Source organism: Enterobacter sp. C3_dUdeg, from assembly GCF_057536195.1.
Window position 1 is genome coordinate 33,568 of record NZ_BAAKFX010000004.1, and the last position, 25,906, is coordinate 59,473.

The 25,906-nt window shown below is 59.5% G+C and carries 27 protein-coding genes, 2 tRNA genes and 1 pseudogene; 16 read left to right on the top strand and 14 right to left on the bottom strand.

What is annotated here, in order from left to right:
- Window positions 1-5: 5 nt before the first annotated feature.
- From AC27FC_RS12255 to hpxU, 5 genes are all read right to left on the bottom strand, one after another.
- Window positions 6-743: an amino acid ABC transporter ATP-binding protein gene (locus AC27FC_RS12255; protein WP_032638731.1), complete on the bottom strand. Its 738-nt coding sequence runs from the start codon at window positions 741-743 to the stop codon at window positions 6-8.
- Window positions 724-1,380: an amino acid ABC transporter permease gene (locus AC27FC_RS12260; protein ID WP_071884868.1), complete on the bottom strand. Its 657-nt coding sequence runs from the start codon at window positions 1,378-1,380 to the stop codon at window positions 724-726. The genes AC27FC_RS12255 and AC27FC_RS12260 overlap by 20 nt, the downstream gene beginning before the upstream one ends.
- On the bottom strand, window positions 1,380-2,045 hold the full coding sequence (locus AC27FC_RS12265) for an amino acid ABC transporter permease (RefSeq protein WP_087822307.1): 666 nt from the start codon (window positions 2,043-2,045) through the stop codon (window positions 1,380-1,382). Before AC27FC_RS12265 ends, AC27FC_RS12260 begins: the two co-directional genes overlap by 1 nt.
- Before the next feature lie 4 nt (window positions 2,046-2,049).
- Window positions 2,050-2,832 carry a transporter substrate-binding domain-containing protein gene (locus AC27FC_RS12270; RefSeq protein ID WP_023311064.1) on the bottom strand — a complete coding sequence of 261 codons (783 nt, stop codon included), beginning with the start codon at window positions 2,830-2,832 and terminating at the stop codon, window positions 2,050-2,052.
- A 191-nt stretch (window positions 2,833-3,023) separates the two neighbouring features.
- A complete protein-coding gene (gene hpxU / locus AC27FC_RS12275; protein ID WP_087822306.1) occupies window positions 3,024-3,863 on the bottom strand; it encodes a MurR/RpiR family transcriptional regulator HpxU in 840 nt (279 codons plus the stop codon).
- A gap of 143 nt (window positions 3,864-4,006) precedes the next feature.
- Here hpxU and hpxW point away from each other — a divergent pair, with 143 nt between their 5' ends.
- The 4 genes from hpxW to hpxZ are packed head-to-tail and all read left to right on the top strand — an operon-like array spanning window position 4,007 to window position 7,566.
- On the top strand, window positions 4,007-5,590 hold the full coding sequence (hpxW, locus tag AC27FC_RS12280) for an oxamate amidohydrolase (protein WP_196354621.1): 1,584 nt from the start codon (window positions 4,007-4,009) through the stop codon (window positions 5,588-5,590).
- 10 nt (window positions 5,591-5,600) lie between these two features.
- On the top strand, window positions 5,601-5,789 hold the full coding sequence (hpxX, locus tag AC27FC_RS12285) for an oxalurate catabolism protein HpxX (RefSeq protein ID WP_033145148.1): 189 nt from the start codon (window positions 5,601-5,603) through the stop codon (window positions 5,787-5,789).
- Window positions 5,786-7,183: an AtzE family amidohydrolase gene (locus AC27FC_RS12290; protein ID WP_196354623.1), complete on the top strand. Its 1,398-nt coding sequence runs from the start codon at window positions 5,786-5,788 to the stop codon at window positions 7,181-7,183. Before hpxX ends, AC27FC_RS12290 begins: the two co-directional genes overlap by 4 nt.
- Complete coding sequence (gene hpxZ / locus AC27FC_RS12295; RefSeq protein WP_196354625.1) at window positions 7,180-7,566, top strand: oxalurate catabolism protein HpxZ; 387 nt, start codon at window positions 7,180-7,182, stop codon at window positions 7,564-7,566. The genes AC27FC_RS12290 and hpxZ overlap by 4 nt, the downstream gene beginning before the upstream one ends.
- Before the next feature lie 48 nt (window positions 7,567-7,614).
- Here hpxZ and puuE read toward each other — a convergent pair whose 3' ends face one another.
- From puuE to AC27FC_RS12310, 3 genes and pseudogenes are all read right to left on the bottom strand, one after another.
- Entirely contained in the window at window positions 7,615-8,514 is a 900-nt protein-coding gene (gene puuE, locus AC27FC_RS12300) for an allantoinase PuuE (RefSeq protein WP_224435153.1), read from the bottom strand.
- Window positions 8,432-9,306: pseudogene (hpxA, locus tag AC27FC_RS12305) on the bottom strand (allantoin racemase). The gene puuE and the pseudogene hpxA overlap by 83 nt, the downstream one beginning before the upstream one ends.
- Window positions 9,306-10,022, bottom strand: a complete 717-nt coding sequence (locus AC27FC_RS12310; protein WP_010429412.1) for a GntR family transcriptional regulator — start codon at window positions 10,020-10,022, stop codon at window positions 9,306-9,308. The pseudogene hpxA and the gene AC27FC_RS12310 overlap by 1 nt, the downstream one beginning before the upstream one ends.
- 144 nt (window positions 10,023-10,166) lie before the next feature.
- Between AC27FC_RS12310 and AC27FC_RS12315 the strand changes: the two genes are divergently transcribed.
- Both AC27FC_RS12315 and guaD read left to right on the top strand, forming a co-directional pair.
- Window positions 10,167-11,663: an NCS1 family nucleobase:cation symporter-1 gene (locus AC27FC_RS12315; protein WP_029741848.1), complete on the top strand. Its 1,497-nt coding sequence runs from the start codon at window positions 10,167-10,169 to the stop codon at window positions 11,661-11,663.
- A 99-nt stretch (window positions 11,664-11,762) separates the two neighbouring features.
- Window positions 11,763-13,082, top strand: a complete 1,320-nt coding sequence (gene guaD, locus AC27FC_RS12320; RefSeq protein ID WP_196354627.1) for a guanine deaminase — start codon at window positions 11,763-11,765, stop codon at window positions 13,080-13,082.
- Here guaD and uraH read toward each other — a convergent pair.
- Window positions 13,062-13,385 (bottom strand): hydroxyisourate hydrolase, encoded by a 324-nt coding sequence (uraH, locus tag AC27FC_RS12325; RefSeq protein ID WP_196354629.1) that lies wholly within the window; start codon window positions 13,383-13,385, stop codon window positions 13,062-13,064. The genes guaD and uraH overlap by 21 nt on opposite strands.
- Window positions 13,382-13,882: a 2-oxo-4-hydroxy-4-carboxy-5-ureidoimidazoline decarboxylase gene (gene uraD / locus AC27FC_RS12330; RefSeq protein WP_196354630.1), complete on the bottom strand. Its 501-nt coding sequence runs from the start codon at window positions 13,880-13,882 to the stop codon at window positions 13,382-13,384. The genes uraH and uraD overlap by 4 nt, the downstream gene beginning before the upstream one ends.
- A gap of 239 nt (window positions 13,883-14,121) precedes the next feature.
- Here uraD and hpxO point away from each other — a divergent pair, with 239 nt between their 5' ends.
- Genes hpxO through AC27FC_RS12345 form a run of 3 tightly spaced genes read left to right on the top strand, consistent with a single transcriptional unit; the run spans window position 14,122 to window position 17,275 of the window.
- Entirely contained in the window at window positions 14,122-15,276 is a 1,155-nt protein-coding gene (gene hpxO / locus AC27FC_RS12335; protein WP_196354632.1) for an FAD-dependent urate hydroxylase HpxO, read from the top strand.
- Window positions 15,277-15,293: 17 nt separating this feature from the next.
- Entirely contained in the window at window positions 15,294-16,328 is a 1,035-nt protein-coding gene (hpxD, locus tag AC27FC_RS12340; protein ID WP_196354634.1) for a molybdenum cofactor-independent xanthine hydroxylase subunit HpxD, read from the top strand.
- An 11-nt stretch (window positions 16,329-16,339) separates the two neighbouring features.
- Window positions 16,340-17,275: a PDR/VanB family oxidoreductase gene (locus tag AC27FC_RS12345; protein ID WP_196354636.1), complete on the top strand. Its 936-nt coding sequence runs from the start codon at window positions 16,340-16,342 to the stop codon at window positions 17,273-17,275.
- Between the two features lie 44 nt (window positions 17,276-17,319).
- On the opposite strand, the gene AC27FC_RS12350 is transcribed toward AC27FC_RS12345, so the two are convergent.
- A tRNA-Ser gene (locus tag AC27FC_RS12350) sits at window positions 17,320-17,407 on the bottom strand.
- Between the two features lie 276 nt (window positions 17,408-17,683).
- On the opposite strand from AC27FC_RS12350, the gene AC27FC_RS12355 reads away from it, so the two are divergent.
- The 6 genes from AC27FC_RS12355 to AC27FC_RS12380 all read left to right on the top strand — a co-directional run bounded on the left by AC27FC_RS12355 (window position 17,684) and on the right by AC27FC_RS12380 (window position 22,821).
- Complete coding sequence (locus AC27FC_RS12355) at window positions 17,684-18,820, top strand: D-alanyl-lipoteichoic acid biosynthesis protein DltD (protein ID WP_196354807.1); 1,137 nt, start codon at window positions 17,684-17,686, stop codon at window positions 18,818-18,820.
- Window positions 18,817-18,939: a hypothetical protein gene (locus tag AC27FC_RS12360; protein WP_023335174.1), complete on the top strand. Its 123-nt coding sequence runs from the start codon at window positions 18,817-18,819 to the stop codon at window positions 18,937-18,939. The genes AC27FC_RS12355 and AC27FC_RS12360 overlap by 4 nt, the downstream gene beginning before the upstream one ends.
- A gap of 9 nt (window positions 18,940-18,948) precedes the next feature.
- The gene (locus tag AC27FC_RS12365; RefSeq protein ID WP_196354808.1) at window positions 18,949-20,067 is read left to right on the top strand and encodes an MBOAT family O-acyltransferase; all 1,119 of its coding nucleotides are present in this window, start codon (window positions 18,949-18,951) and stop codon (window positions 20,065-20,067) included.
- Window positions 20,064-21,497: an AMP-binding protein gene (locus AC27FC_RS12370; RefSeq protein ID WP_196354637.1), complete on the top strand. Its 1,434-nt coding sequence runs from the start codon at window positions 20,064-20,066 to the stop codon at window positions 21,495-21,497. The genes AC27FC_RS12365 and AC27FC_RS12370 overlap by 4 nt, the downstream gene beginning before the upstream one ends.
- Before the next feature lie 17 nt (window positions 21,498-21,514).
- Entirely contained in the window at window positions 21,515-21,733 is a 219-nt protein-coding gene (locus AC27FC_RS12375; RefSeq protein WP_047061519.1) for an acyl carrier protein, read from the top strand.
- 251 nt (window positions 21,734-21,984) lie between these two features.
- Complete coding sequence (locus tag AC27FC_RS12380; RefSeq protein WP_032658141.1) at window positions 21,985-22,821, top strand: alpha/beta fold hydrolase; 837 nt, start codon at window positions 21,985-21,987, stop codon at window positions 22,819-22,821.
- Window positions 22,822-22,946: 125 nt separating this feature from the next.
- Here the strand turns inward: AC27FC_RS12380 and AC27FC_RS12385 are convergent, their stop codons facing one another.
- The gene (locus AC27FC_RS12385; protein ID WP_232959933.1) at window positions 22,947-23,204 is read right to left on the bottom strand and encodes a YjhX family toxin; all 258 of its coding nucleotides are present in this window, start codon (window positions 23,202-23,204) and stop codon (window positions 22,947-22,949) included.
- A 313-nt stretch (window positions 23,205-23,517) separates the two neighbouring features.
- Here AC27FC_RS12385 and AC27FC_RS12390 point away from each other — a divergent pair, with 313 nt between their 5' ends.
- Window positions 23,518-23,922, top strand: coding sequence for a GNAT family N-acetyltransferase (locus tag AC27FC_RS12390; RefSeq protein WP_033146518.1), 405 nt, complete (start codon window positions 23,518-23,520; stop codon window positions 23,920-23,922).
- Between the two features lie 64 nt (window positions 23,923-23,986).
- On the opposite strand, the gene AC27FC_RS12395 is transcribed toward AC27FC_RS12390, so the two are convergent.
- Window positions 23,987-24,074, bottom strand: a tRNA-Ser gene (locus AC27FC_RS12395).
- A gap of 130 nt (window positions 24,075-24,204) precedes the next feature.
- Window positions 24,205-25,833 (bottom strand): ABC transporter substrate-binding protein, encoded by a 1,629-nt coding sequence (locus tag AC27FC_RS12400; protein WP_196354640.1) that lies wholly within the window; start codon window positions 25,831-25,833, stop codon window positions 24,205-24,207.
- Between the last annotated feature and the right edge of the window lie 73 nt (window positions 25,834-25,906).

A 25,906-nucleotide genomic window follows, 5' to 3' on the forward strand; every position in this document is an offset into this window, starting at 1 on the left:
CCTTATCAGTTGAGGCCGCGCACGGAGGAGATGAACTGCTTCAGTTCCGTGGTCTGCGGATTGGCGAACAGCGTTTTGCTGTCGCCCTGCTCCCAGACTTTCCCCTGGTGCATAAACACCACGCGGTCGCCCACTTCGCGGGCAAAATTCATTTCATGGGTAACCAGTATCAGCGTCATCCCCTCGGCCGCCAGCTGCTCCAGCACCTTGAGCACTTCGCCCACCAGCTCCGGGTCGAGCGCGGAGGTGATCTCGTCGCAGAGTAAAACTTTAGGCGACATCGCCAGCGCGCGGGCAATCGCCACGCGCTGCTGCTGGCCGCCGGAGAGGCTCGACGGGTAGTAATCCAGACGATCGCCTAAGCCCACTTTCTCCAGCATCTGCTGCGCCAGCTCGCGGCATTCGGCGGCGCTTTTCTTCAGCACCCGACGCGGGGCGAGCATCACGTTTTCCAGCGCAGTCATGTGCGGGAACAGGTTGAAGCTCTGGAACACCATCCCGACCGAGCGGCTGATTTCGCGCGCCTGAGAATCCCGGTCGGTAATGGTCATGCCGCCCAGCTTGATGCTGCCGTCCTGATAGCCTTCCAGGCCGTTGATGCAGCGCAGCAGCGTGCTTTTGCCCGATCCGCTGCGCCCGATAATGGAGATCACCTGGCCCATGTCGATATCCAGATCGACGCCCTTGAGCACGTGGTTATCGCCGTAGTACTTCTGCACCTGATTAATGGTGATGAGAGGCATTGAATTTCGTCTCCAGATAGCGGCTGTAGCGCGACAGCGGATAACACAGAATAAAGTAGCCGAGCGCCACCAGCGCAAAAACCTTAAACGGCTGATACGTCACGTTGGTCAGCATGGTCCCAGCCTTGGTCAGCTCGATAAAACCGATAATCGACGCCAGCGCGGTGCCCTTGATCACCTGCACGGCAAAGCCGACCGTCGGGGCGATACCGATGCGCAGCGCCTGCGGGGCGACGACGCGAAACAGGGTCTGGCCGAAGGTCAGCCCCAGACAGCGCGACGCTTCCCACTGCCCTTTTGGCAAGGCGCGAATACTGCCAAACCAGATGTCGAGCAGAAACGCGCTGGTGTAGAAGGTGAGCGCCAGCGAGGCGGCGGTCCACGGCGAGACGTCGATGCCGAACAGCGCCACGCCGAAGAAGGCCAGGAACAGCTGCATCAGCAGCGGCGTGCCCTGAAACAGCTCAATATAGCCGCGGATGATGCGCCTGACCGTGCGCCCGCCCGTCAGGCGCAGCAGCAGGAGCGGCAGCGTCACCGCCGCCCCGCCGACAAACGCCACCAGCGACAGCAGCACCGTCCAGCGTCCGGCCAGCAGCAGGTTGCGAATAATGTCCCAGTCGGTAAAGGTGGTCATCATGCCTGCACCCCCAGCCATTTGCGTCCCGCCGCCATCATCAGCTGGCGCAGGGTAATCGACAGCGCTAAGTAAATCCCGGTTGTCACCAGATAAACCTCAAAGCTCAGAAACGTTCTGGACTGGATCAGGTTGGCGGCGAAGGTCAGCTCTTCATACGAGACCTGCGACACCACCGACGAGCCGAGCATCACGATAATGCACTGGCTCACCAGCGCCGGGTAAATGCGCTGCAGCGCGGGCGGCAGCACCACGCGAATAAAGGTCTGCAGGCGGGTCAGCCCCAGCACGCGTCCGGCTTCCCACTGCCCTTTCGGCGTGACCTGAATGCCCGCGCGGATAATCTCGGTGCTGTAGGCGCCCAGGTTCACCACCATGGCCAGCAGCGCCGCTTCCCCCGCCGTCATCTTCAGCCCGAGATTCGGCAGGCCGAAGACGATGAAAAACAGCTGCACCACAAACGGCGTGTTGCGGATGATTTCCACGTACGCGCCCCAGATCCGGCTGAACCAGGTGGTGCGTCCGCTGCGGATCGCCGCCCCGAAAATCCCTATCGCCAGCCCGCCGACGGTCGCCATCACCGTCAGCTGAATAGTGACCCACAGCCCCGCCAGCAGCTCCGGCCAGTGCGGCCAGAGCGCGGAGAAATGAAGTTGCTCAGTCATCGGCTCAGGCGCCAAGGTTGGCCGGCAGCGGGGCCTTCAGCCACTGCTCGGACAGGCCGTTCAGCGTGCCGTCCTTGATGCCCTGCTCAATCAGCGCGTCCACTTTTGCCTTCAGGGCCGGTTCGTTTTTCTTCAGGCCAATAAAGCACGGCGAATCTTTCAGCATAAAGCTCGGCACGGGAGCTTTATCCGCGTTCTGGCGCGAAATGGCCGCCACCACGAGGTTACCGGTTGCCACGTACTGCACCTGTCCGGAGAGGTAGGCGGAGAGCGTGGTGTTGTTATCTTCGTAGCGCTTCACGTCCGCGTCTTTCGGCGCCAGGCCGGTCAGCACCATATCCTCCACCGCCCCGCGCGTCACGCCGATGGTTTTTCCGCTCAGCGCGGCGGCGTCTTTCAGCTCGGCCCCTTTCGGCCCAAACACGCCGAGGAAGAACGGCGCGTAGGCGCGGCTGAAGTCGATCACCTTCTCGCGCTCCGGGTTTTTACCGAGGCTGGAAATGACCAGATCCACCTTATCGGTTTGCAGGTACGGCACGCGGTTGGCGCTGGTCACCGGCACCAGCTGCAGCTTGAGCTTCATCTGTTTGGCCAGATAGCGCGCCATGTCGATGTCATAGCCCTGCGGCTGCAGATCGGTCCCCACCGAGCCAAACGGCGGGAAGTCCTGCGGAACGGCAATGCGAATGGTGCCGCGCTTCTCGATATCCTGAAGCTGGTCAGCCTTTGCCGGCAGCTGTGTGAAGAGACATGCGGCCCCGGCCAGTGCAATCAACAATTTTTTCATGGTGCTTCCCCGTAACGTTAACATGAAACAAAAGATTCTTTGAGTGTGATTTTGCAACTAATGTGCCAGATAGGGCGAAGCGGAAAATATTCTTGCGAAGCCTGATAAAACGCGGACGGGTCGAAAAAACGTCTATTTTCCCGACCCGTCAGATGCACCATTTTAATGCAAAGCACCAGCCTGATGCCCCATTATCGCTGTTCGAGTTCGTCCAGCTGCTGGTAAAGGGAGGCAATCTCGTGAATGCGCGGACGGCCTTTATCGAGACTGTCATGCAGGAAGGCATTCGCCAGCAGGTTAATCAGGCTATTGACCGAGGAGTAGCTGTCATAGGCCGAGACGCTGTCCAGCGGGGCGCAGAGCTGCCAGCTCGCCAGCGGAAACAGGCTGTGCGCCTGCGGCTCGCACATCAGCAGCACCGGAATACCGCCGCTCTGAAGCTGCTGCATCAGCGGGCGGATGATGCGCGGGCGGCGGCGAAAGGCCATCATGACCACCAGATCGTCCGGCGTTAAATCCACCAGCTCCTCGCTCAGGCTCTGCCCCGGCTGCGGCAGGACCAGCACCTGACCGCGCGCCTGCAGCAGCTGCTGGCGCAGGTGCAGCGCCGCCGGATAGGCGTTACGCATGCCGATAATGACGATGCGCCGCGCCTTCACCATGCAGGCCATCGCGTCGGCAAACTGCTGCGCGTCGAGGGCATTGACCCACTGGGTCAGGTTCGCCATCTCCTGCTTATAGTGGCGCGCCAGCAGCGTGTTCCCCTGAACCGCGTCGCGGTTATCGGTGAGCGGCATCCCGCTCTGGCGCAGGGTGCGCAGCTCGTCGCGCATGTCCTTATATTTCTCATAGCCCAGACGCTTAAACAGGCGGCTAACCGTGGCTTTCGACACCCCGCTCAGCTGCGCCAGCTCGGCGCTGTTGTAGCTAATGAGATCGTCAAAATGATCGAAAATAAAGTCCGCCACCCGCTGCTCCTGCGGCGACAGCGAGGGGTACTGTGCTTTCAGACGTTCATCCAGTTGTTCCATAGCGCCTCTGTAACTTTTGTTTCATCACATTGTACCTTTTATTATGCGTATTCATTATACGTGCCAGTTTACTGAAACTTTTCTTTCAGAACTGGAACAGCTTTTGCAGCGCCTTGTGACTTTCAGGGTTACGAGGACTCTCTATGCAAAGTAATGTTTCCACGCACGGCATGGCCGTTGCGCCCCACCATCTTGCCAGCCAGAGCGCGCTGGCTGTGCTGCGCGAAGGCGGCAGCGCGATAGAGGCGATGGTCGCCGCGGCGGCCACCGTTGCCGTGGTTTATCCGCACATGAACGGGCTGGGCGGCGATGGCTTCTGGCTTATCGTGCCGCCGGAAGGCGAACCTGTCGCCATTGATGCCAGCGGCGCGGCGGGATCGCGCGCGACGCTCGCCGCCTACGACGGTCTGGCGCATATCCCCCATCGCGGCCCCCGCGCGGCGCTGACCGTCGCCGGCACGGTGAGCGGCTGGGACGAGGCGCTGAAGGTCTCGCGCGAGTTGACCGGCAAGGCGCTGCCGCTGGCCCGCCTGCTGGCCGACGCCATTGACTATGCGCAAAACGGCACGCCGGTTACGGCCTCTCAGGCCCATGCCACGGCCAGCAAATTCGACGAGCTGAAGGACGTTCCCGGCTTCGCGGAAACCTGGCTGGTGGACGGTAAGCCGCCGCAGGTCGGGAGCCGCTTTTACCAGCCCGCCATGGCCACGACGTTGACGCGCCTGGCGGAAGACGGTCTGGACAGCTTTTACCGCGGCCCGCTGGCGGACGTGATGGCGCACGGCATGGAGACGCTGGGCCTGCCCGTGACGCTGGCCGATCTTAACGCGCACGCTGCCCGGCGAACCGCGCCGCTGACGCTGCAGCATCAGCAGGGGGAGATCTTTAACCATGCCCCGCCGACGCAGGGGCTGGTCTCGCTGGCGATACTCGGCATCACCGACCGCCTGAACATGGCCGAGGCCGACGACGCCGACACCATTCACCGCATCGTTGAAGCCACCAAGCTGGCCTTTGGCCTGCGCGATGCCCACATCACCGACCCGCGCGAGCTGAAAACCGATATTCAGGGTCTGCTGGATCCCGCCGCCCTGCAGGCGCTTGCCGACAGGGTTGACGACGGCCGCGCCGCGCCGTGGGGCATCGGAAAAGGCCCCGGTGATACGGTGTGGATGGGAGTGATGGATAACAGCGGGCTTGCCGTGTCGTTTATCCAGAGTATCTATCACGAGTTCGGCAGCGGCGTTGTGCTGCCCGACACCGGCATCGTCTGGCAGAACCGGGGCGCATCGTTCAGCCTCGATCCCAATCATCTTCTGGCCCTCGCGCCGGGCAAACAGCCTTTCCATACCCTGAACCCGGCGGCGGCGCGCCTTAAGGACGGGCGCGTGATGGTCTACGGATCGATGGGCGGTGACGGACAGCCGCAAACCCAGGCCGCGCTTTTTACCCGCTACGCGATTCAGGGCGTGCCTTTACAGGAGAGCATTTCCCGCCCGCGCTGGCTGCTGGGGCGCACCTGGGGACAAACCTCGGACACGTTAAAGCTGGAAGGACGCTTTACCGCTGAGACGGTCTCACGGCTTCAGGCACTCGGGCACGAGGTGGAAATGTTCCCTGACTTCAGCGAAGCGATGGGCCACGCGGGCGCGATTGTCCGCCACCCCAACGGGCTGTTCGAAGGGGCATTTGACCCGCGCAGCAACGGCGCGGCCGCCGGATTCTGAGGAGAAAACTATGACGACACAACAACCCGACTGGCAGGCGTATCTGGCGCAAATGGAGTCCGTGCTCGGCGTGACGCTGGACGATGCCCGCCGCGCCGAGCTGCAGGTGCAGTTCAGCCGCATAGCAAACATGGCCGCCCCGCTGATGGCGCTGCCGCTCGATGACCGTCTGGAGATCGCAGGAGTGTACAAAGCATGAGGCTACACGAGATGAGTATCAGCGCGATCCAGCATGCGCTGGGCGCGGGCGAGCTGAGCGCTCGCGAGATTGCCCGCCAGACGCTGGAGGCGATTGCGCGCTTTAACCCGCAGATCGGCGCCTGGACCGCCGTGACGGAAGCGCGCATGCTCGCCGAGGCCGAGAGCATCGATACCCTGCGCCGCGAAAAGCGCCCCCTGCCCCCGCTGGCAGGCGTGCCCTACGCGGTAAAAAACCTGTTCGACGTTGCCGGCCACACCACCCTTGCCGGGGCAGAGCTGTTCAGCCAGCGCCCCGCCGCGGCCGCTGACAGCTTCGCGGTGCGCCAGCTGCGCAGCGCGGGCGGGCTGCTGACCGGGATGGTGAATATGGACGCCTACGCCTACGGCTTCACGACCGAAAACAGCCACTACGGCACGACGCGTAACCCGCACGATCTGGCGCGCATTGCGGGCGGCTCGTCCGGGGGCTCGGCCGCCGCCGTGGCCGCCGGGCTGGTGCACTTTTCGCTCGGCACCGACACCAACGGCTCGATTCGCGTTCCGGCCTCCCTGTGCGGCATCTACGGCCTGAAGCCCACCTTTGGACGCCTGTCGCGATCCGGCAGCCATCCGTTTGTCGCGAGCCTCGATCATATCGGCCCCTTTGCCCGCCGCGTGTGCGATCTGGCGTCAGTCTACGACGCGCTGCAGGGCCGGGACAGCAGCGACGCTTTTCAGGCAGAGAGCTCGCGCGAGCAGACGCGCCCCCTGCTCGATCGCGGCCTTGACGGCCTGCGCTGCGCGGTGCTCGGCGGCTACTTCACCACCTGGTGCGACGCGGATGCCAGAGACGCCGTGGCGCGGGCGGCGAAGGCGCTCGACGTGCAGGATGAGCTGCAGTTCCCGGACGCCGAGCTGGCGCGCTCCGCGGCGTTTATCATCAGCGCCTCCGAAGGGGGAAACCAGTACCTGCCCGCGCTTCGCCGCGAGCCCGAGCGTTTTGAGCCGCACTCCCGGGAACGCCTGCTGGCAGGCGCGATGATCCCCTCAGCCTGGTACATTCAGGCCCAGCGGTTTCGCGCGCACGCCCGGCAGGCGTTTAAAACCCTGTTCGCGCAGGCCGACGTGCTGATCGCTCCGGCAACGCCGCGCAGCGCCACGCTCGCGGGTGAGCAGACCATGGAGATTAACGGTCAGCCGCTCCCCATTCGCGCCAGCATGGGGATGCTGACCCAGCCGATTTCATTTCTGGGCCTGCCCGTGACCACCGTTCCACTGCGTACCGCGCAGGGTGCACCGATTGGCCTGCAGCTGATTGCCGCGCCGTTTAACGAGCAGGCCTGCCTGCGCGTCGCGCGCGTGCTGGAAGAGAGCGGCATCGCCGATGCAAGCCCGGCGGAGGTGGCCGCATGATGAATCACGATGACATTAACCTGCCGTGGGTAGTCGCCGAGGTGACCGCCGCGTTTTACCGCTATGAAGACGCGCTGGTCAGCAACAACGTTGCGGTGCTGGACGAGCTGTTCTGGCACGACAAAAACACGGTGCGTCTGGGGGCGGGTGAAAACCTGTACGGGATTGATGAAATCCGCGCCTTTCGGGCGGCGCGCCCCGCCGCCGGGCTGCAACGGACGCTGCGCCACACCGTCATCACCACCTTCGGCGAGGATTATGCCGTGTGCAGCACCGAGTTTACCCGCGAGGGGGCGGAACGCATTGGCCGCCAGCAGCAGACGTGGGTGCGGTTTGCCTACGGATGGCGGATCGTGGCGGCACAGGTGAGTTTGATGTCGTAGTCGTAGGCCGGGTAAGGCGCAGCCGCCACCCGGCTAAACACGGCACACTTACTTCTTAAACGGATGCACATCCCGCCAGTGGTCGGCAATCTGCTGGCGGGTACAGACCCACACCCTCTCGTGCTGCTGCACGTAATCGAGGAACCGCTGCAGCGCGCGAAAACGCCCCGGCCGCCCCAGCAGGCGACAGTGCATGCCGATGGACATCATCTTCGGCGCGCTTTCCCCCTCTTCGTACAGCACGTCAAAACTGTCCTTCAGATACGTATAAAACTGCTCGGCGGTGTTAAACCCCTGCGCGGTGGCGAAGCGCATGTCGTTCGCATCCAGCGTATACGGCACGATCAGGTGCGGTTTACGGGTACCGTCGCTGCAGGCCACTTCCGTCCAGAAGGGCAGATCGTCGCCGTAGTAGTCGCTGTCATAGTCGAAGCCGCCGTGCTCCACCACCAGCTGGCGGGTGTTGGGGCTGTCGCGCCCGGTGTACCAGCCCGTCGGCGGCTTGCCGAACAGGTCGGTCAACACGTGCACCGCCTTGTGCAGGTGTTCGCGCTCCTGGCTGATATCCATGCTCTGATAGTGGATCCAGCGCCAGCCGTGGCTGACCACGTCGTAGTCCGCCGCCTTGATTGCCTCGACGATCTCAGGATGACGCGCCAGCGCCATCGCTACGCCAAAGACCGTCAGCGGCAGGCCGCGCTTTTGAAATTCACTGTGGATCCGCCAGAACCCGGCGCGGCTGCCGTATTCGTAGAGGGAGTCCATCGACATGTGTTTATCCGGGTAGCTGGCCGCGCCGATAATGTCCGACAGGAACTGCTCGGATCCGGCATCGCCGTGCAGAACGTGGTTTTCCGCCCCTTCCTCATAATTGAGCACAAACTGCACGGCGATACGCGCCTGATTCGGCCACCGCGCGTGCGGCGGGTTGCCCGCGTAGCCGCGCAGATCCCGCGGGTAATCCTGTTCAAAAAGCCCCATTGCCACCCCCAAAAATTAAAATGGATTCAGTGCCTGAAAATGTCCGCTTAACGCTTTTTTCTCCGGGAACGCCAGATCCCCGTGCTTGCTGGTCGACAGCCCCAGCGCCACCAGCGATTCCACCATCTTCACCGCCGCGCTGACGCCGTCGATGACCGGCACGCGCAGCTCGCGCGTCAGCTCCTGCGCCAGCGTCGCCATGCCGCCGCAGCCCAGCACGATGGCGCCGCAGCCATCCTCTTTCAGCGCCTGTATACAGCGCGCGCGCACCTTCTCCTGCGCCACACCGCTGCCGTCTTCCAGCGCCAGCACCGGGAGATCGATAGCGTGCAGCGCCGCGCACCTGTCCTGAAAGCCATACTGGTGCAGCAGATGGCGGGCAATAATCAGCGTGCGCGGCAGCGTGGTGACCACCGAAAAGCGCGTCGCCACCAGCGTCGCCATATGCATGGCGGCTTCGGCGATACCGACCACCGGCCCCTGCGCCAGCTCGCGCGCCGCCAGCAGGCCCGGATCGCCAAAGCAGGCGATGACGTGACCATCGACGCCCTGCTCTCTGCCGAGCTTAACCTGTTCGAGAACCCCCACGGCGGCGATGGCCTCATCAAAGTGGCCTTCTATAGACGGCACGCCCGCGCTGGGGCAGACCGCGAGGATCTCCGTTCCCGGCGCCGCCACCGCGCGGGCCGCCGCGCCGATGGTTTCCGTCATCGCGAGGCTGGTGTTGGGGTTGATCACTTGTATACAGACAGATGACATTACGACTCCTTGTGGCCGGCAAACAGCCGGGCAAAATCAGGCAGGCACTCGCCCGCCCGCTCGAAGCAAAGGCTGGCAACGATGTGTTCAAAATGGTGCATTAAGGCATCGCTTAGCGGCTGGAGCGCCTTCTGGCGCAGCAGATCCACAAGCTGTTCGTGATCGTTGCAGCGGCACCCCTGACGCCACGGCGCGCCCCAGGTGGCAATCACCAGCGACGAGCGCTGGCTCAGGCCGGTCACCATCTCCGTCAGCACCTGGTTGCCGGAGATGGCCTGCAGCTGAATGTGGAAATTGGCGGAGTGGCGGATTGCCGCCGGGCCGTCGTACGCCTCGTGCGCCTGCTGCTCCTGGCGAATAATGGCCTCCAGCGCGGCAAGGTGCGGCGGCTGGCAGCGGGCCAGCACGTCCGGCAGGTTGGCGACCTCCAGCAGCGCGCGGGTGCGGAAGATATGCTGCGCCTCTTCCACCGTCGGGCTGGCAACGTGTGCACCACGCTTGGGCGTTAAGGTGACCATTTGCACAGCCGCGAGTCGTTGAAGCACCTTGCGGATGCCCGTGCGGCTTACGCCAAAGACCTCGGCCAGCGCCTCCTCCGGCAGTTTGCTCCCCGGCAGCAGCTGATGTTCGACAATCGCGGTCATCAGCGCCTGAAAGATCGATTCGTCTTTGTCATGCAGGTCTGGCGCGGTCTGCAGGGCGTTTATGTTGTTCATTCATCACTCCGTCTTTTACTCTTCGTTATCGAATCGTATACATAAAAATAAAATATTGCATACAAGATTTATTATTTTGGCCTGGATCCTGCAACACCGTCTGCACTCCCGCTTAACGGGTTTTCATTCACAGGAGCAGGTTTCATGCCAAACAGTCAAAACGCGCAGCAGGGTACGGCCGCTGATTCCGGTGCGGTTTACAGCCCACGTCTTTGCAATGAGGATCTGGCACCGACGCGTGACCAGAACTGGAGCTGGTACAACATCTTTTCGTTCTGGATGTCGGACGTTCACAGCATGGGGGGTTATGTTGTCGCCGCGAGCTTCTTTACGCTCGGGCTGGCAAGCTGGCAGGTGCTGCTGTGCCTGCTGGTGGGGATTTGCATCGTGCAGCTGTGCGCCAACCTGGTAGCCAAACCGAGCCAGATGGCGGGCGTGCCCTACGCGGTAATCAGCCGTCAGGCGTTTGGCGTGTTCGGGGCCAATATTCCGGCGGTGATCCGCGGGCTGATCGCCTTCGCGTGGTACGGCATTCAGACCTACCTGGCCGCCAACGCCCTGATGCTGGTGGCGCTCAAGTTCTGGCCGTCGCTCTCTTCGCTCACTACCGGCGCATTCCTGGGCCTGTCGCATCTCGGCTGGATCTGCTTTGCCATCATGTGGGTGCTGCAGGCGATGGTCTTCTGGCACGGCATGAGCGCCATCAAGCGCTTTATTGATATCGCCGGTCCGGCGGTCTATGTGGTGATGCTGGCCCTCGCAGGCTGGATTGTATACAAGACCGGTTTTGACGGCATTTCCTTCACTCTCGCCAGCAAATCCCTGAGCGCGGGCGAGCAGACCTGGCAGATGATCACCGCGACCGCGCTGGTGGTGTCTTACTTCTCCGGCCCGCTGCTCAACTTCGGCGACTTCTCCCGCTACGGCAAAAGCATGGGCGAGATCCGCCGCGGAAACCGCTGGGGCCTGCCGTTTAACTTCCTGCTGTTCTCCATCGTCACCGTAGTGATTGTCTCCGGCACCCAGTCGCTGTTTGGCCGCATGATCACCGACCCGATCGAAACCGTCAGCCGCGTGGGCAACGATCTGGCCGTAGCGATTGGCCTGCTGACGATGATCACCGCCACCATCGGGATCAACATCGTCGCGAACTTCGTCTCCCCGGCGTTTGATTTCTCTAACTGCTCGCCGCAGAAAATCAGCTTCCGCACCGGGGGCATGATTGCCGCCGTCGGCTCGATCCTGCTCACCCCGTGGAACCTGTTCAACTCGCCGGAGCTTATCCACTACACCCTGGACGTGCTCGGGGCGTTCATCGGCCCGCTGTTCGGCATTCTGATTGCCGACTTCTACCTGATTAAGCGCGGCAAGGTGTCGGTTGACGATCTGTTCGACGACACGCCAAAGGGCAAATACTGGTACCGCAACGGCTTCAACCCGAAAGCCATTGGCGCGCTGATCCCGTCCGTTGCCGTGGGCCTGGTGATTAGCTTCATCCCGGCCCTGCATGAGGTGGCGAACTTCAGCTGGTTTATCGGCGTCTTCCTCGGCGGCGTGACCTACCGCTGGCTGGCGCGGGAAGATCGCGAGACGGCGGGCGCGACGTCGTTCAGCTCCCGCGTGGCGACGCAAAAAGAGTAACTTCCTCCTTCCGGCCGCAGCTTAGCTGCGGCCCGTTCATTCTGGCACCGTTCTTGCTGCGCCTTATCACCCCGTTATGTACACAATAAGGCAGGAACCATGATGGATTACCAGACAGCGATCCGCGGCGCATTTTTTGATATTGCCCAGGTCTGCGATAGCGCAGACGCGATTGCCCGGCACGCGCGCTACCTTGAGGACGGGGTGCTGTTTATACAGAACGGAAAAATTCTGGCGCACATGCCGTGGCAGGAGGGCGAGCAGTATCTTGACCCCCACAAGGGCTACACCGACCTGCGCGGTAAGCTACTGCTGCCCGGTTTTGTCGATACCCACGTCCATTATCCGCAAACGGAGATGATCGGTGCCTTTGGCGAGCAGCTGCTGGAGTGGCTGACCACCTACACCTTCCCGGTGGAGAGCCAGTTTGCCGATGAAGCCTACGCGAAAGAGATCGCCGAATTTTTCATTCACCAGCTGGTAAGCAACGGCACCACCACCGCGCTGGTGTTTTGCACGCTGCATCCGGAATCGGTCGAGGCGCTGTTTACCGAAGCCCTGCGCCTCAACATGCGCCTAATCGCCGGAAAGGTGATGATGGACAGACACACGCCGGACTACCTGAGCGAAGACGCGAAGCAGAGCTACCGGCAGACGCGGGCGCTGATCCAGCGCTGGCACCACCGGGGACGGCTGGGCTACGCCATTACCCCGCGCTTTGCCCCGACCTCATCCCCCGAGCTGCTCGCCGCGGTCAGCCTGCTCAGAGAGGAGTTCCCGGATACCTGGATGCAGACCCACCTGAGCGAAAATCCCAACGAAGTGGCCTGGGTGAGCGACCTCTGGCCGGAGCACGAGCGCTATCTGGACGTGTATCACCACTACGGCCTGACCGGCGAGCGCAGCGTGTTTGCCCACGCGATTCACCTTCACCACAGCGAGTGGCAGTGCCTGCATGACACCGGTTCGGCGGTGGCGTTTTGCCCCACCTCTAACCTGTTTCTCGGCAGCGGGCTGTTTCGCCTGCCCGCCTGCTGGCAGCACAAGGTGCGGATGGGCATCGGCACCGACGTCGGCGCGGGCACCACCTTCAGCATGCTGCGCACCCTGGGGGAGGCCTACAAGGTCGGCCAGCTTCAGAGCTACCGCCTGCGCGCCAGCGAGGCGTTTTATCACGCCACGCTGGGCGGCGCGCACGCCCTCAGGCTCGCCGATAAGATTGGCAACTTCGCACCCGGCAAAGAGGCGGATTTCGTGGTGATCGACCCTGACGTGACGCCGCTGCAGCGCCTGCGCAATCGCCGCTGTCAGGATATCTACGAGCAGCTTTTTGTGCTGATGACCCTCGGCGACGAGCGCAACATCAGCGAGACCTGGGTCAACGGCGAGCGGGTGTGGTCAACTTCCCCGGTAGGTTGACCATCCGCCGGGCGCAATCACAAACGGCAGATGGAAATGCTCGTCTGCCGCTTCTCCCGTCACAAAATCAATTTGCGCGCAGGGGTATAGCGTGTCGCGACCGGTTTCGCTAAACCACGCGCCGATCTCCGCCACCAGCCGATAGCGGCCTGCGGGCAGAGAGGGAACGAACGCGGCGATGCGCCCCTGGGCATTGGTCACGCCCGTCGCCATGATTTCGCCCTCCCGTTCGAGATGGACCGTCACGCCCTGTGCGGGTTTGCCCGTCGAGATATCAAGAATATGGGTGCTGAGTGTGCTCATTCGCTAATAACTCCTTCCAGCCGTAGCAGCGTAATTTCCCGCAGCTGTTCCAGCGCGGCACGGACTTCCTGCGCGTCGCTGTTCTCCAGCCGCGCGTGCAGCGCCTGTAAAATCTCCTCGCCGCTGCGGCCCTTCGCGCGGATCAGAAACACGCGTCCGAAGCGGGCCTCGTAGCGGGCATTGCCCTCACGCAGCGCCCGGGCAAGGGCAGCATCGCCTTCATTCACCGCGCCCTGCTCCTGGCGCGACAGCGCCGCCTCCGCCTGTGAACCTGCGGGCTTTTCTCCGATGCGCGGATGGGCGCTCAGGGCCTGCGCCAGCGCCGCTTCGTCCCAGTTTTGCGTCAGCGCGTTTGCCGTACTGAACAATTCGTCCCGGCTGGCGTAGGGTCGCCAGCGAACCAGCGCATCGGCCCAGCCGGGGAGCGCCACGCAGGGGTGAATCAGCGCTAACGCCTTTTCGTGGGGAAGATGATTGAAGTCGTGCAGTGCGATCATAGCGTCTCCTTTATTGTCTTCCTCCGGGCTGTTGCACAAACCACGCCACTCTGAGCGCGGGCGTGAAACAGTCGATTCCGTATAGCTCAACTGGAAATTTTTGATTCAAAAAAAGGCACGCTCACCGCGTTTGCGCACCTTAGCAGTGCAAACGTCGCCCCCACAACGCCGTTTTCTCCACTCTGCAGCCTGGTACGCAAATTGCTGAATGTCTTTACACCCTGCAAAAGGAGAGAAGCATGAGAGCAATCGTCATTGGTGCGGGTATTGGCGGCCTGAGTGCCGCCATCGCGCTGAAGAAAGCGGGCATCGACTGTACCGTGTTTGAAGCCGTCAAAGAGATCCGGCCCGTCGGGGCGGCCATCTCCATCTGGCCTAACGGCGTGAAATGCATGCAGCACCTCGGCATGGGCGACATCATCGAGACGTACGGCGGTCCGATGCGTTTTATGGCCTACAAGGATTACCGGCGCGGCGAGACTCTGACCCGCTTCAGCCTTGCCCCGCTGGTTGAGCGTACCGGCGGGCGCCCCTGCCCCGTCTCGCGCGCTGAGCTTCAGCGCGAAATGCTGGATTTCTGGGGGCCCGACAGGGTGCAGTTCGGCAAGCGCGTCGAACGCGTAAGCGAAGACGGCGCGGGCGTGAGCGTGACCTTCACCGACGGCACCACGGCAGCCGGCGATTTTCTGATTGCCGCCGACGGCAGCCACTCCGCCGTGCGCCCGTACGTGCTGGGGTATACCCCGGAGCGCCGCTACGCCGGGTACGTGAACTGGAACGGGCTGGTGAAGATTGACGAAGAGATCGCCCCGGCGCACCAGTGGACCACCTTCGTTGGCGAAGGCAAACGCGTGTCGCTGATGCCCGTTTCCGGCGGACGTTTCTACTTCTTTTTTGACGTACCGCTGCCCGCGGGCCTGGCGGAGGATCGCACCACCCTGCGCGCCGACCTCACGGGCTACTTCCGCGGCTGGGCGCCGCCGGTGCAGAAGCTTATCGCGGCGCTGGATCCTGAAACGACCAACCGCATTGAAATCCACGACATTGAGCCGTTCGACAGCCTGGTGCGCGGCAACGTCGCGCTGCTCGGCGATGCCGCGCACAGCACCACGCCGGATATCGGCCAGGGCGGCTGTGCGGCGATGGAAGACGCCGTGGTGCTGGGTGAGTGCCTGCGTGAAAACCACAGCATTACGCTGGCGCTGCGCCAGTACGAAGCGCTGCGCTGCGACCGGGTGCGCGACCTGGTGCTGAAGGCGCGTAAACGCTGCGACGTCACCCACGGGAAAGACATGGCGTTGACGCAGGCCTGGTATCAGGAGCTCAAAGAGGAGACCGGTGAGCGCATCATCAACGGTCTGTGCGAGACCATTCAGGGCGGCCCGTTAGGCTGAACGCAAGAGGGACAACGATGAAAAGAGAACCGACTCCACCCGCCCACTGCACGTTTGAGCCAGAGGACTGGCTGCGCCTGGCGAAATGCTGGCATCCGGTCGCGCGCGCCTGCGACGTCGGTCCGGCGCCGGTCAAGGCGACCCTGCTGGATGAACAGCTGGTGATTTACCGGATTAAGGACCAGGTCGTGGTCGCCCGTGACGTCTGCCCGCACCGCGGCGTGCCGCTGACGCTCGGCTTTCACGATGAGTACGGGATTATCTGTCCCTACCACGGCTTACGCTTTGGAGAAGACGGGCGCTGCAACCGTATTCCGTCCAGCCCCGACCAGCCCGTTCCGGCGAAGCTGAACCTGATTAACTACGCCGTGGAGGAGCGCTTCGGCCTGATCTGGACCTGCCTGGCGTTTGACCCGGACAATCCTGTGCCGCTGCCCACCATGCCGCACTGGGATGACGACGGATTTCAGCAGATCAACTGCCCGGCGTTTGAGGTGAACGGCTTTGCCGGTCGTCAGGTAGAGGGGTTTCTGGACGTGGCGCACTTTGCCTGGATCCACACCGATACCTTTGCCGACCCCAATAATCAGCGGGTCCCCACCTATCAGCCGCAGGAGACGCCGTTCGGTTTTGTTGCCGATTACTGGAGCTCCGTGAGCAACTATCCCGCCAGTTCACCCGTGCAGGCGCCGGAAGGGTTCCAGTGGCTGCGCCATTTTGAAATGCATCTGCCGTTTACCGCCACCCTGACGATTCATTTTCCGGGAGAATCGCGACTGGTCATCATGAACGCCGCGTCGCCCGTGTCATCGCGCGTCACCCGCATGTTCGCCCCTATCGCGCGTAACTTTGACCTGCATATTCCGGTGGAGGATGTGCATGCCTTCAATCTGCGCATTTTTGAAGAGGATCGCCTGATGGTCGAAACCCAGCGCCCGGAAAGTCTGCCGCTGGATCTGACGCTGGAAGCCCATATTCCCGCCGATAAGAGCTCAATTGCCTACCGTCGGGGACTGAAGAAGATGGGCTTTGGCGAATTTTTCCTCGTATGACGGAGGCCGATATGCTGAGCGTAATTGTTGACGGGCTGTGGCGCGAGGGCGACAAAAGCCTCGCCGTCAGGCTGGTGGCTGAAGACGGTAACGCGCTGCCGGCGTGGCAGCCCGGCGCGCACATTGATGTGCACTTGCCCTGCGGCGCGGTGCGCCAGTATTCCCTGACCGGTGCGTGTGGAGACGAGAGCTATCTTATCTGCGTGGGGCGGCAAACCGCCTCGCGCGGCGGATCGCGTTACGTTCATGAGACGCTGCGACCCGGGCAGAAATTAGCGATCTCTGCCCCACGCAATCTGTTTCCGCTGCATCAGGCTGAGCGGGTCTTGCTGCTGGCGGCAGGCATTGGCATTACGCCGCTGTATGCGATGGCCCTGCAGCTGAAGGCGGCCGGAACGCCGTTTACGCTGCACTATTACGTCAAACGCCGCGAAAGCGCGGCCTTTGCGCGCGAACTCTCCCGGTTCGGTGAGTGCCAGATTCATACCGCCAGCCCGCGCACGGCGCTGGCAGAGCATCTCCCGGCACCTGAGGCGGGGCTTCACGCCTGGATCTGCGGCCCGGCAGGGTTTATGGAAAAAGTGCAAGACGTGGCGACGGCCAGGGGATGGGATGATGGCCATCTCCACAGCGAGGCGTTTCAGCCCGCGGTCCCTGCCACACGCGGTGACGCGGGCGAGATCTTTACGGTCAAACTCGCCTCCACCGGGGAGCGCTGGCCGGTGCCTGTGGATAAGACCATCGCTCAGGTACTACAGGAGAACGGCGTGGACGTACCGCTGTCATGCGAAATGGGGATCTGCGGGGCGTGCCTGACGCCGGTGATTGACGGCGTGGTGGATCACCGGGATAGCGTGCAGTCGGAGGCGGAAAAAGGCGGGACGGACCAGCAGGTGGCGCTGTGCTGTTCGCGGAGCCATTCCGGGGAGCTGGTGATTGCCCTGTAAAACGAAAAAACCCTGCGATATTGCTATCGCAGGGTTTTCAAATTTGGCGGAAGCGTAGAGATTCGAACTCTAGAACCCTTTCGGGTCGCCGGTTTTCAAGACCGGTGCCTTCAACCGCTCGGCCACGCTTCCAAAGTGAGGCGCACTATAAACATCTATTAGCCCCTTGTAAAGCAGGAATTTTTCTATTTTGACCTGCCGGCGTTTGACTGCGCAAAAATCACCCAGACGCTTGCCGCGCATCGGTCACAGCCCCCTTGTACATACCGTTACACAGCAACGCTCATCCTTTTAAATCGCTCTGGTATAGAATGCCACAAAAATAAACGGTCATTTGTTGTGTAATTGTTATAAATCTGAGTACCCGCAGATTTAGAAATTACTGCCATGCAGTGTTACTGGTTGATGATGAAAATCAAAAATACGCTTTGCTTACATATCCTGATGGCGACCCTGGCCATATTGTTCCTTTGTGTTCACCCGCTGGTGACGAGCTTCAATCCGCCCCTCACCTTCCAGCCGCTGATTAAATCAATGGTGGGCACGCCGAAAGAACAAGCGGAAAAAATTGCGACTATTTCCCATGCCTTAGAAGGGAATGCTATTTTCTTCATTGGCGCGTCTGAGGTGGCCACCTCAGAAGATGAACATTACGCTGTATATAATTACTTTAATAAGCAATTACACAAACCCGTCGTGGCGTATGGCGATGCGTTCGTCGATGATGAAACGCAATTTTTACTGTTCTCTCGTTTTAAAAATAGCCTTAACGCAAACAGTAAAGTTGTTTTGCTTCTGGCTCCTGACAGCTTTTATTCAAAAGGGCTGCCACCGGCTATCTATGCCGATAATTTCCCCGGCTCTATTTTTAATCCGCTGATGAAGGATCCGCAGGCGCGCCCGCTGCTGGTTAATTATTTAAAGCATATTGATAGTAAAGAAATAAGCCATTTAACCTTCGGCCAAATGCGCGTCTTTGGCTGGCACCCCGATCTGATGTGGGACGAGCTGAGCTTCCAGTTTGCCAACGTCTGCACCCTAATAAAAAACGACTGGCTGGCGCTGCTCAACATCACGCCCCAGACGGTACAGCCCTGGCCGCAGCAGCCAGCCGCCCACATTGCCCCCGACTGGGATAAAGAGCTGGCGAATGCGCGCGAGTTAAATAAAAAACGCCAGCAGAGCGCGGCCACCCTGTGGATGGACAAAACGATTTACGAGGAGGACAGTACGCGGCAGCAGTGGGATGACACGCCGGTTGTGCCTGCGCAAATCGCCGCCTTCAGTAAAACCGTCCAGCTGCTTAAGGAACACCACGTGCAGGTCATTGCTATCGTCGACCCGGTTAACCCCTGGGCGCTTTACAATACCGATACCTTCCGTCCGGTTGATAAACAAATAAAAACCATTCTGGAAAAAAACCAGATCCCTTATTTAGATATGTACGCCATGCCTTATCAGAATGGCTGGAACTGGGATCGTTTGCACCCTTCCGAACTGGCCTGGGTTCCTATGATTCGCTTTATTGCACAGAGTTTTAAATGATGAAAATCGCGATCCGTCTTTTTTTCCTTTATCTCCTGCTGGCGATCACCATCGTCGCGTGGACCTCTGTCGATGACAGCATGAGCATGCAGCTGCATTTTGAATATCAAAAGTTCTGAGGCCGAATGATGTACAGCTCAGGAATGTTTTTTGTTTATTTGTTTTCATCCGCGCTGGCGTTTGCGCTGGTTAATCGCGTATTGCGCCATCGTCTGACCTGGTTATCTGCGCTCTCGGTGTTAACGGCGCTGGGATGGGGATATATATTTCAGGGCGATTATATTGTCCCCGCCGCCGTTTTTTTCAGCTTTTATGTTTTTGCCACGCTTAAAGAGAAGGGATGGTTAAAAACGTGGCAGGCGGTCGTTCTGACATTATTGCCGCTACTGCTGGTGAAATTACATTTAAATAACCACTGGGGCATGATCGGCCTCTCTTTTATGACGTTCCGCGCGCTGGACGTGCTGCTCTATCGCAGTAAAAAAGAAGGTCAGAATTTCCTGCACTATTTCTGTTATCTGTTTATGCCCTTTATTATCCTGGCCGGCCCAATGTACCGCTGGCGGACGTGGATGAGTGACGTCAGCAAGCCCGTATTTGCCCTTAACCGCGAACAGTTTTTAGTCGCGCTGGAGCAAATCATTACCGGCATTGTCCAGAAGTTCCTGTTTGCCATGCTGATTGATTCGCTTGTCGTGCAACCCTGGAGCCATAAGCCGTTTACGCTGACCGTGGGCGTGGTGATGTCGATTGCCTACAGCACCTACCTGTACTTTGATTTTGCGGGCTACAGCAATATGGCCATCGGCGCAGGCCGCCTGTTTGGACTCAATATTCCGGCAAACTTCAACATGCCGCTTCTGGCAAAGAACCCGCAGGATTTCTGGCGCCGCTTCCACATCAGCCTGTCTGAATGGCTGCGCGATGTGGTGTTTATGCCCGTTTATATGAACCTGATGAAATTGAACTTTTTCCGTCAGAACAAAACGCTGGCGCAAAATATCGGTATTTTTTGCACCTTATTCTGCATGGGGGCATGGAATGGCCTGGAACGCCATTACGTCATCAGCGGCGCGCTGTTTGGCGCGATTTCCGTCGCTCACAATATGCTGCTGTGGTCAGCCAAACGCAGCCCGGCATTGCACCGCGGCCTGCAGTATCCGGCCGTTGCGTTTTTAGGGCGAATTCTGACGCTGGGAAGCGCCGCGGGATCCCTTTACATCTTTAGTGGAATGTCACCTCTATGAAAAATCACTCCGATCTTCAGGAACTGCAGGATTTCTTACGTGCGGCATTGTGCGATCCCGCCTCCCCGCAGCAGCTGGTCATCAGCGGCAGCGACGAAGCCTTAAGCTGGCTACAGCTTTCCGCTGCCGTGACGGACTGGGCGCAGCGCTATCAGCGCTGCCAGCCTGTTGCCGGTACGCCGGTCGTATTGTACGGTCACCAGCAGGCCGAGTTCGCCGTGGCAATTTATAGCTGCCTGCTGCACAACATTCCGTACATCCCGGTGGACTGCATCTATCCGCAGGAGCGCCTTCGGGAGATCTGCCATCTGGCCAGCGCCCCTTACTATTACGACGTCGTGACCCGGCAGTTCATCGCCACCGGGGAACCGGGCAAGGTACTGGAGGAGCAGGATCTGGCCTACATCATGTTTACTTCAGGCAGCACCGGTAAACCTAAAGGCGTACAGATTGGGCGTGAAAGCGTATGGCACTTCATGAAATGGGTCAGCCAGGACTTTTCACTGCCGGAAAAACCGGTCCTGATGAACCACGCGGTATTCAGCTTTGACCTCTCCCTGATCCCTTTGCTGGCGAATCTGGCGATGGGCGGACACATCGTGCTGAACGCCAAAGAGGACATTCAGAAAGAGAACTGGCTGGAGCGACTGAAAAGCAACGCGGTCTCCGCCTGGGTTTCCACCCCTTCTTTTGCATACCAGCAGCTGCTTTCCCCGCAGTTCAACAGCGAGTATTTGCCCGCGCTCAACGTCTTTATCTTCATTGGTGAAGTGCTCAATAAAGCGCTGGTTAAACAGCTTCGCCGCCGCTTCCCGCAGGCCAAAATCATTAACTCGTATGGCCCTACGGAAGCGACGATTGCGACGACCGTGGTTGAAATCACGGATGCGATCCTGAACAGCGACAGCGCCGTGCTGCCGGTGGGGGTCATGATGCCTGAGAGCAAAATGGAAATTTCCGCCGACGGCGAGCTGATTATCTGGGGTAAAAACGTCATGCGCGGCTATCTCGGCCTGCCGCAGGAGAACGCGGCGAAATTACTCCGTCGGGAAGATGAAGCGTTTCGCGGCTACCGGACCGGCGATCTGGGCTATGAGGCGGGGCTGATCTACTGTCAGGGCCGCAACGACAGCCAGGTCAAACTGAACGGCTACCGTATTGAAATCAACGAGATCGAGAACCGCCTGCTGGCCATGTCCGGCATCAACGAAGCGGTGGTCCTGCCGCTGATGAAATCCTGCGGCAGCGTGCTGCGCATTGCCGCGTTCTGCGTGACGGATATGGCGCCGGACACCATCAAAACGTCGCTGTCGAAGGTCGTTCCGCACTATATGGTGCCTTCACAAATTATCGTAAAAGACGCTTTGCCGCTGAATCCTAACGGCAAAATTGACCGCAAGCTGCTGGACGCTTACGCCCGCACAAATTAATGACTCCAGGAAAAATTATGGAACAAGAAATTCTCGCCCTGTTCGAAAAAGTGTTATCCCGTAAGGTGGGCTTTCACGATGAACTGATTGAATCCGACATTCTCGACTCCATCCTGGCGGTCGATATGGTGCTGGAAGTGCAGGACATTTACGGCTGCATGATCCCACCAACTGACGTGGCGACGGTGCTAAAAACTCCGGCGGACCTGGCCCGCTATATTGAAGAAAACCGCTAAACGCCCCTGCTGTTAATGCTGCCCTGAAGGCTCAGGAGGATCTCTCCAGAGCCTTCATTCGTTCCCCCTCCCCCTGAACGCTGTTCTGCTCCTTTTCACAGGAATGAAACCGACTGCTTTTACTATTTCTCCTACACTTTAGGAGTACTGTCGGTACGGGAAAGAGAAAAAAGCCAACTTAATTAAGGCATTAATGATTCGCTGTGCGCTCAGCCGGGGAACGTTTTGCCTTTAACAGAGGAGTCTGCGGTATGGCATTCGTAACAACGAAAGACGGCGTCAATATTTACTACAAAGACTGGGGCCCAAAAGAGGCTCAACCCATCGTTTTCCACCACGGCTGGCCGCTAAGTGCCGATGACTGGGATAACCAGATGCTCTTCTTCCTCGCAGAAGGCTATCGCGTTATCGCTATCGATCGTCGTGGTCACGGGCGTTCGGACCAGGTAAGTGAAGGCCACGATATGGATCATTACGCGGCCGACGCGTCAGCCGTGGTTGAAAGCCTGGACCTGCGCAATGCCGTGCACGTCGGTCACTCCACCGGCGGCGGACAGGTCGCCCGCTATGTTGCGCAGTACGGGCAACCGCAGGGGCGCGTCGCCAAAGCGGTGCTCGTCAGCGCCGTGCCGCCGCTGATGGTCAAAACGGACAGTAACCCCGGCGGAACGCCCATCGAGGTTTTCGACGGCTTCCGCAAAGCGCTGGCGGCTAATCGCGCCCAGTTTTACCTCGACGTCGCCAGCGGCCCTTTCTACGGCTTTAATCGGGATGGCGCGGACGTTTCACAGGGCACGATTCAAAACTGGTGGCGTCAGGGAATGATCGGCAGCGCCAAGGCCCACTACGAGGGGATTAAGGCATTTTCAGAGACCGACCAGACGGAGGATCTAAAAACCATCACGGTTCCCGTTCTGGTGTTGCAGGGCGATGACGATCAGGTCGTGCCGTATAAGAATGCAGCCCTGCTGCAGGACAAGCTGCTGGCGAACAGCGTACTGAAAATTTATCCGGGCTTCCCGCACGGGATGCATACCACGCACGCGGATACCATCAACGCGGACATTCTGGCCTTTATCCGCTCTTAAACGTCGCCTTTATTGCCGGGTGGCGCTGCGCTTACCCGGCCAACATTCCTGCATCCGCAACGATATCCCTGAATTGCCCAGTTCAATGCATGAACGCCACCCGCGGGTGGCGTTGTTTATTCCGCTTAGCGATTATCCAGCTGGGCGCGAACGTTGTTAAGCCCGGTAGTGTTGATGCGGTAAGGCTGCCCGTTCACGGAACGGATCAGCTTTTTGGTGCGGAGTTTTTTAAAGACGCTAAGCGTGCAGTCGCTCAGCACCAGCCCTTCACGGGTGTAGCACTCAACGGAAATGACGCGGCCAGAGCTGTCGCGGACGTGCACAATACGTCCACCTTTAGCGAGAACGTGTAAGGTGCGTTGTTCCTGACGGGATAAATTCATACTGGAAAACCTGTGTAATCATCATGCGTAAAAACGAGCCCACACCCGCAGGTGCGCGCGTAAGGTTTAAGCGCAGCGATAACCAGTCCGTCCTGAAAAGGGCGGGAAACTGATTATCTGATGAAAACATTCTCCAGCATCAAAGCCTCGGTAAGAGATAGCAATATATTTACGGGATGAATGATAACGCCTGTTTTTTACAGGGAAATAGCAGAGTCTTAAAAGTGTGAGGCGGATCGATCCTAAAAATCGTGTTTAGTCAGTTTTACTGCCAGACTGGGATCCCCTGATGGACACTGACTGGAGCTTTTTTATGCCTGATAACTATACCGTTGTTGAGACCGTCCCCACTGCAGAAGCGTTTTGTCGGCTGCGCGAAATCTCGGGCCTCAGCCCTCGTCCTCTGGAGGCAGCCCGGAAAGCACTGCCTGGCAGCTGTTACGGCATGCATATTCTTTATGAGGGTAAACCAGTGGGTATGGGGCGAATCGTGGGGGACGGTGCGTTGAATTTCGATATTGTCGATGTCGCCGTTGATCCCCTTTATCAGGGGAAAGGGCTTGGCAGAGTCATTATGGAAACGCTTGTAGCCTGGCTGGATACCCATGCCTGTAAAGGGGCCTACGTTTGTTTAATGGCGGATGTGCCTGAGCTTTATGCAAAATTTGGTTTTACGCTCGTTCGCCCGGAAAGCGAAGGAATGGCCAGAATCTGGTGACAGACAAACTCGCGTTAAGGCAAAAGAAAAACCCCAGGTTAACGAGTAACCTGGGGTTTATATCTGGCGGAAGCGCAGAGATTCGAACTCTGGAACCCTTTCGGGTCGCCGGTTTTCAAGACCGGTGCCTTCAACCGCTCGGCCACACTTCCTAAGTGAGGCGAACTATAAACACCTCACCGCGAGCTGTAAAGAGTGGCTGCACTCGTTCGCTGTAAAAATAGTCAAAACGTGTTTAATCGGTTGAACTGACGACACATCGACGATTTTATCAGCACAGGCCTAGTGTTTTTTGATGTACATGTCTTTCGTGAAATAGTACCCCAGCTTATCCGGCGTAAATCCGCCTACCCACGGTTTCACCAGGTGCGTGCGGACGTAGTGATAAACCGGAATAGCTGGCACATCACGCCCCAGCAGATCTTCCGCCTGCTGGTAGAACTTACCCCGCTCTTCCGCTGATTTGGCTTTTGCGGCATTGAGCAGCGCGCGATCGTATTCCGGATTGCTGTACTGGCTGGTGTTTTCGCTGTCTCCCGTGCGGAAGTTGTTCAGGAAGGTCGCCGCATCGTCGTAATCGGCAATCCACGCGTACCGCACCGCGTCAAAGTTGTGGGTGTGCATGGTATCCAGCATGGTTTTCCACTCCTGGTTTTGCAGCTTTGCCTCCACGCCAAGGTTTTTCTTCCACATGGAGCTGGCCGCAATCGCGATGCGCTGGTGCGATTCAGAGGTGTTGTAGAGCAGGTTGAAGCTCAGAGGATGGCTGGCGTTATATCCGGCCTCGTTCAGCAGCTTTTTCGCCTCCGCGATGCGCTTGTCCAGCGGCCAGCTGGCGTAATCCGGGTTCTGTAGCTTCACGCCGCCGATATCCGGCTGGCTGATGAGCCACGCCGGGCGCTGCCCCTGCCCTAATACTTTTCCGGCAATGATGTCTTTATCCAGCGCCATGTTGAGCGCCTTACGCACGCGCGCGTCGTTAAACGGCGGCCGGGTGGTATTGAATTCGTAATAATAGGTCGCAAGCTGAGGTGAAACGTCCAGCTCGCTGCCGAGGGTTTTCTTGAGCTGGGCAAACTGGTTAATCGGCACCGTGTACACGATGTCAATTTCGCCCGCCTTATAGCGGTTCACATCCGAGGCCTCGGACGTGATGGGCAGGTAGGTGACTTTGTTAATCACGGTATGCGCGTTATCCCAGTAGCGCGGGTTGCGCTCTGCCACGATGCGTTCGTTGACCACCCACTGCGACAGCTTATACGCCCCGCTGCTCACGAAATGCTCCGGCTTGGTCCACTTATCCCCGAAGCGGCCAATCAGCACTTTATCCACCGGCACCAGCGACGGGTGCGCCAGCATCGCGAGGAAGGCCGCGTTTGGCTGCGTGAGCGTCACTTCCAGCGTGGTGTCGTTAATCGCTTTTACGCCCAGCGTATCGGGCGCTTTTTTCCCCTGAGCAATATCGGCCGCGTTGACGATATGCATGTTGCCCGGATAGCTGGCATACGGCGAAGCCGTTTTCGGATCGATCAGGCGCTGCCAGCTCCAGACCACATCCTCAGCGGTAATCGCCGTGCCGTCACTCCAGGTGATGCCCGGGCGCAAATGGAACGTCCAGACGGTGTTGTCCTTGTTCTCCCATTTTTCCGCCAGTCGCGGTTGGACTTCTCCTGCCGGGGAGACGCCCACCAGCCCTTCGAATAAATCACTGATAATATTGAATTCGACATCGCTTTCGACTTTATGCGGGTCGAGCGAAGCCGGTTCACTGCCGTTGTTTCTGACCAGTTCCTGTTTGTCGGCCAGCGCGGTTCCTGCCGGCACGTTAGCCGCCCAGGCTGCCGTGCTGGCGCACAGGATCCCTGCGGTTAACAAAGAGAGCGTAAAGTGAGTGCGTGTTTGTGGTTTCATTTCCTTCGCCTTATAGTCTGTTTTATGACGATCCGGAAATAACTCTTAGCGTTCGAATGGTAATAACGCAATA

Excerpts from the sequence above, each read along its gene's own strand:
- AC27FC_RS12355 (WP_196354807.1), top strand. The coding sequence starts at position 17,684 with ATGAAAATCAAAAATACGCTTTGCTTACATATCCTGATGGCGACCCTG.
- AC27FC_RS12360 (WP_023335174.1), top strand. The coding sequence starts at position 18,817 with ATGATGAAAATCGCGATCCGTCTTTTTTTCCTTTATCTCCTGCTGGCG.
- AC27FC_RS12375 (WP_047061519.1), top strand. The coding sequence starts at position 21,515 with ATGGAACAAGAAATTCTCGCCCTGTTCGAAAAAGTGTTATCCCGTAAG.
- AC27FC_RS12370 (WP_196354637.1), top strand. The coding sequence starts at position 20,064 with ATGAAAAATCACTCCGATCTTCAGGAACTGCAGGATTTCTTACGTGCG.
- AC27FC_RS12380 (WP_032658141.1), top strand. The coding sequence starts at position 21,985 with ATGGCATTCGTAACAACGAAAGACGGCGTCAATATTTACTACAAAGAC.
- hpxD (WP_196354634.1), top strand. The coding sequence starts at position 15,294 with ATGAAAAGAGAACCGACTCCACCCGCCCACTGCACGTTTGAGCCAGAG.
- AC27FC_RS12385 (WP_232959933.1), bottom strand. The coding sequence starts at position 23,204 with ATGAATTTATCCCGTCAGGAACAACGCACCTTACACGTTCTCGCTAAA.
- hpxO (WP_196354632.1), top strand. The coding sequence starts at position 14,122 with ATGAGAGCAATCGTCATTGGTGCGGGTATTGGCGGCCTGAGTGCCGCC.
- AC27FC_RS12390 (WP_033146518.1), top strand. The coding sequence starts at position 23,518 with ATGCCTGATAACTATACCGTTGTTGAGACCGTCCCCACTGCAGAAGCG.
- hpxW (WP_196354621.1), top strand. The coding sequence starts at position 4,007 with ATGCAAAGTAATGTTTCCACGCACGGCATGGCCGTTGCGCCCCACCAT.
- AC27FC_RS12255 (WP_032638731.1), bottom strand. The coding sequence starts at position 743 with ATGCCTCTCATCACCATTAATCAGGTGCAGAAGTACTACGGCGATAAC.
- hpxZ (WP_196354625.1), top strand. The coding sequence starts at position 7,180 with ATGATGAATCACGATGACATTAACCTGCCGTGGGTAGTCGCCGAGGTG.
- AC27FC_RS12365 (WP_196354808.1), top strand. The coding sequence starts at position 18,949 with ATGTACAGCTCAGGAATGTTTTTTGTTTATTTGTTTTCATCCGCGCTG.
- AC27FC_RS12310 (WP_010429412.1), bottom strand. The coding sequence starts at position 10,022 with ATGAACAACATAAACGCCCTGCAGACCGCGCCAGACCTGCATGACAAA.
- AC27FC_RS12270 (WP_023311064.1), bottom strand. The coding sequence starts at position 2,832 with ATGAAAAAATTGTTGATTGCACTGGCCGGGGCCGCATGTCTCTTCACA.
- AC27FC_RS12400 (WP_196354640.1), bottom strand. The coding sequence starts at position 25,833 with ATGAAACCACAAACACGCACTCACTTTACGCTCTCTTTGTTAACCGCA.
- uraD (WP_196354630.1), bottom strand. The coding sequence starts at position 13,882 with ATGATCGCACTGCACGACTTCAATCATCTTCCCCACGAAAAGGCGTTA.
- hpxX (WP_033145148.1), top strand. The coding sequence starts at position 5,601 with ATGACGACACAACAACCCGACTGGCAGGCGTATCTGGCGCAAATGGAG.
- AC27FC_RS12315 (WP_029741848.1), top strand. The coding sequence starts at position 10,167 with ATGCCAAACAGTCAAAACGCGCAGCAGGGTACGGCCGCTGATTCCGGT.
- guaD (WP_196354627.1), top strand. The coding sequence starts at position 11,763 with ATGATGGATTACCAGACAGCGATCCGCGGCGCATTTTTTGATATTGCC.
- AC27FC_RS12265 (WP_087822307.1), bottom strand. The coding sequence starts at position 2,045 with ATGACTGAGCAACTTCATTTCTCCGCGCTCTGGCCGCACTGGCCGGAG.
- AC27FC_RS12345 (WP_196354636.1), top strand. The coding sequence starts at position 16,340 with ATGCTGAGCGTAATTGTTGACGGGCTGTGGCGCGAGGGCGACAAAAGC.
- AC27FC_RS12260 (WP_071884868.1), bottom strand. The coding sequence starts at position 1,380 with ATGACCACCTTTACCGACTGGGACATTATTCGCAACCTGCTGCTGGCC.
- AC27FC_RS12290 (WP_196354623.1), top strand. The coding sequence starts at position 5,786 with ATGAGGCTACACGAGATGAGTATCAGCGCGATCCAGCATGCGCTGGGC.
- hpxU (WP_087822306.1), bottom strand. The coding sequence starts at position 3,863 with ATGGAACAACTGGATGAACGTCTGAAAGCACAGTACCCCTCGCTGTCG.
- uraH (WP_196354629.1), bottom strand. The coding sequence starts at position 13,385 with ATGAGCACACTCAGCACCCATATTCTTGATATCTCGACGGGCAAACCC.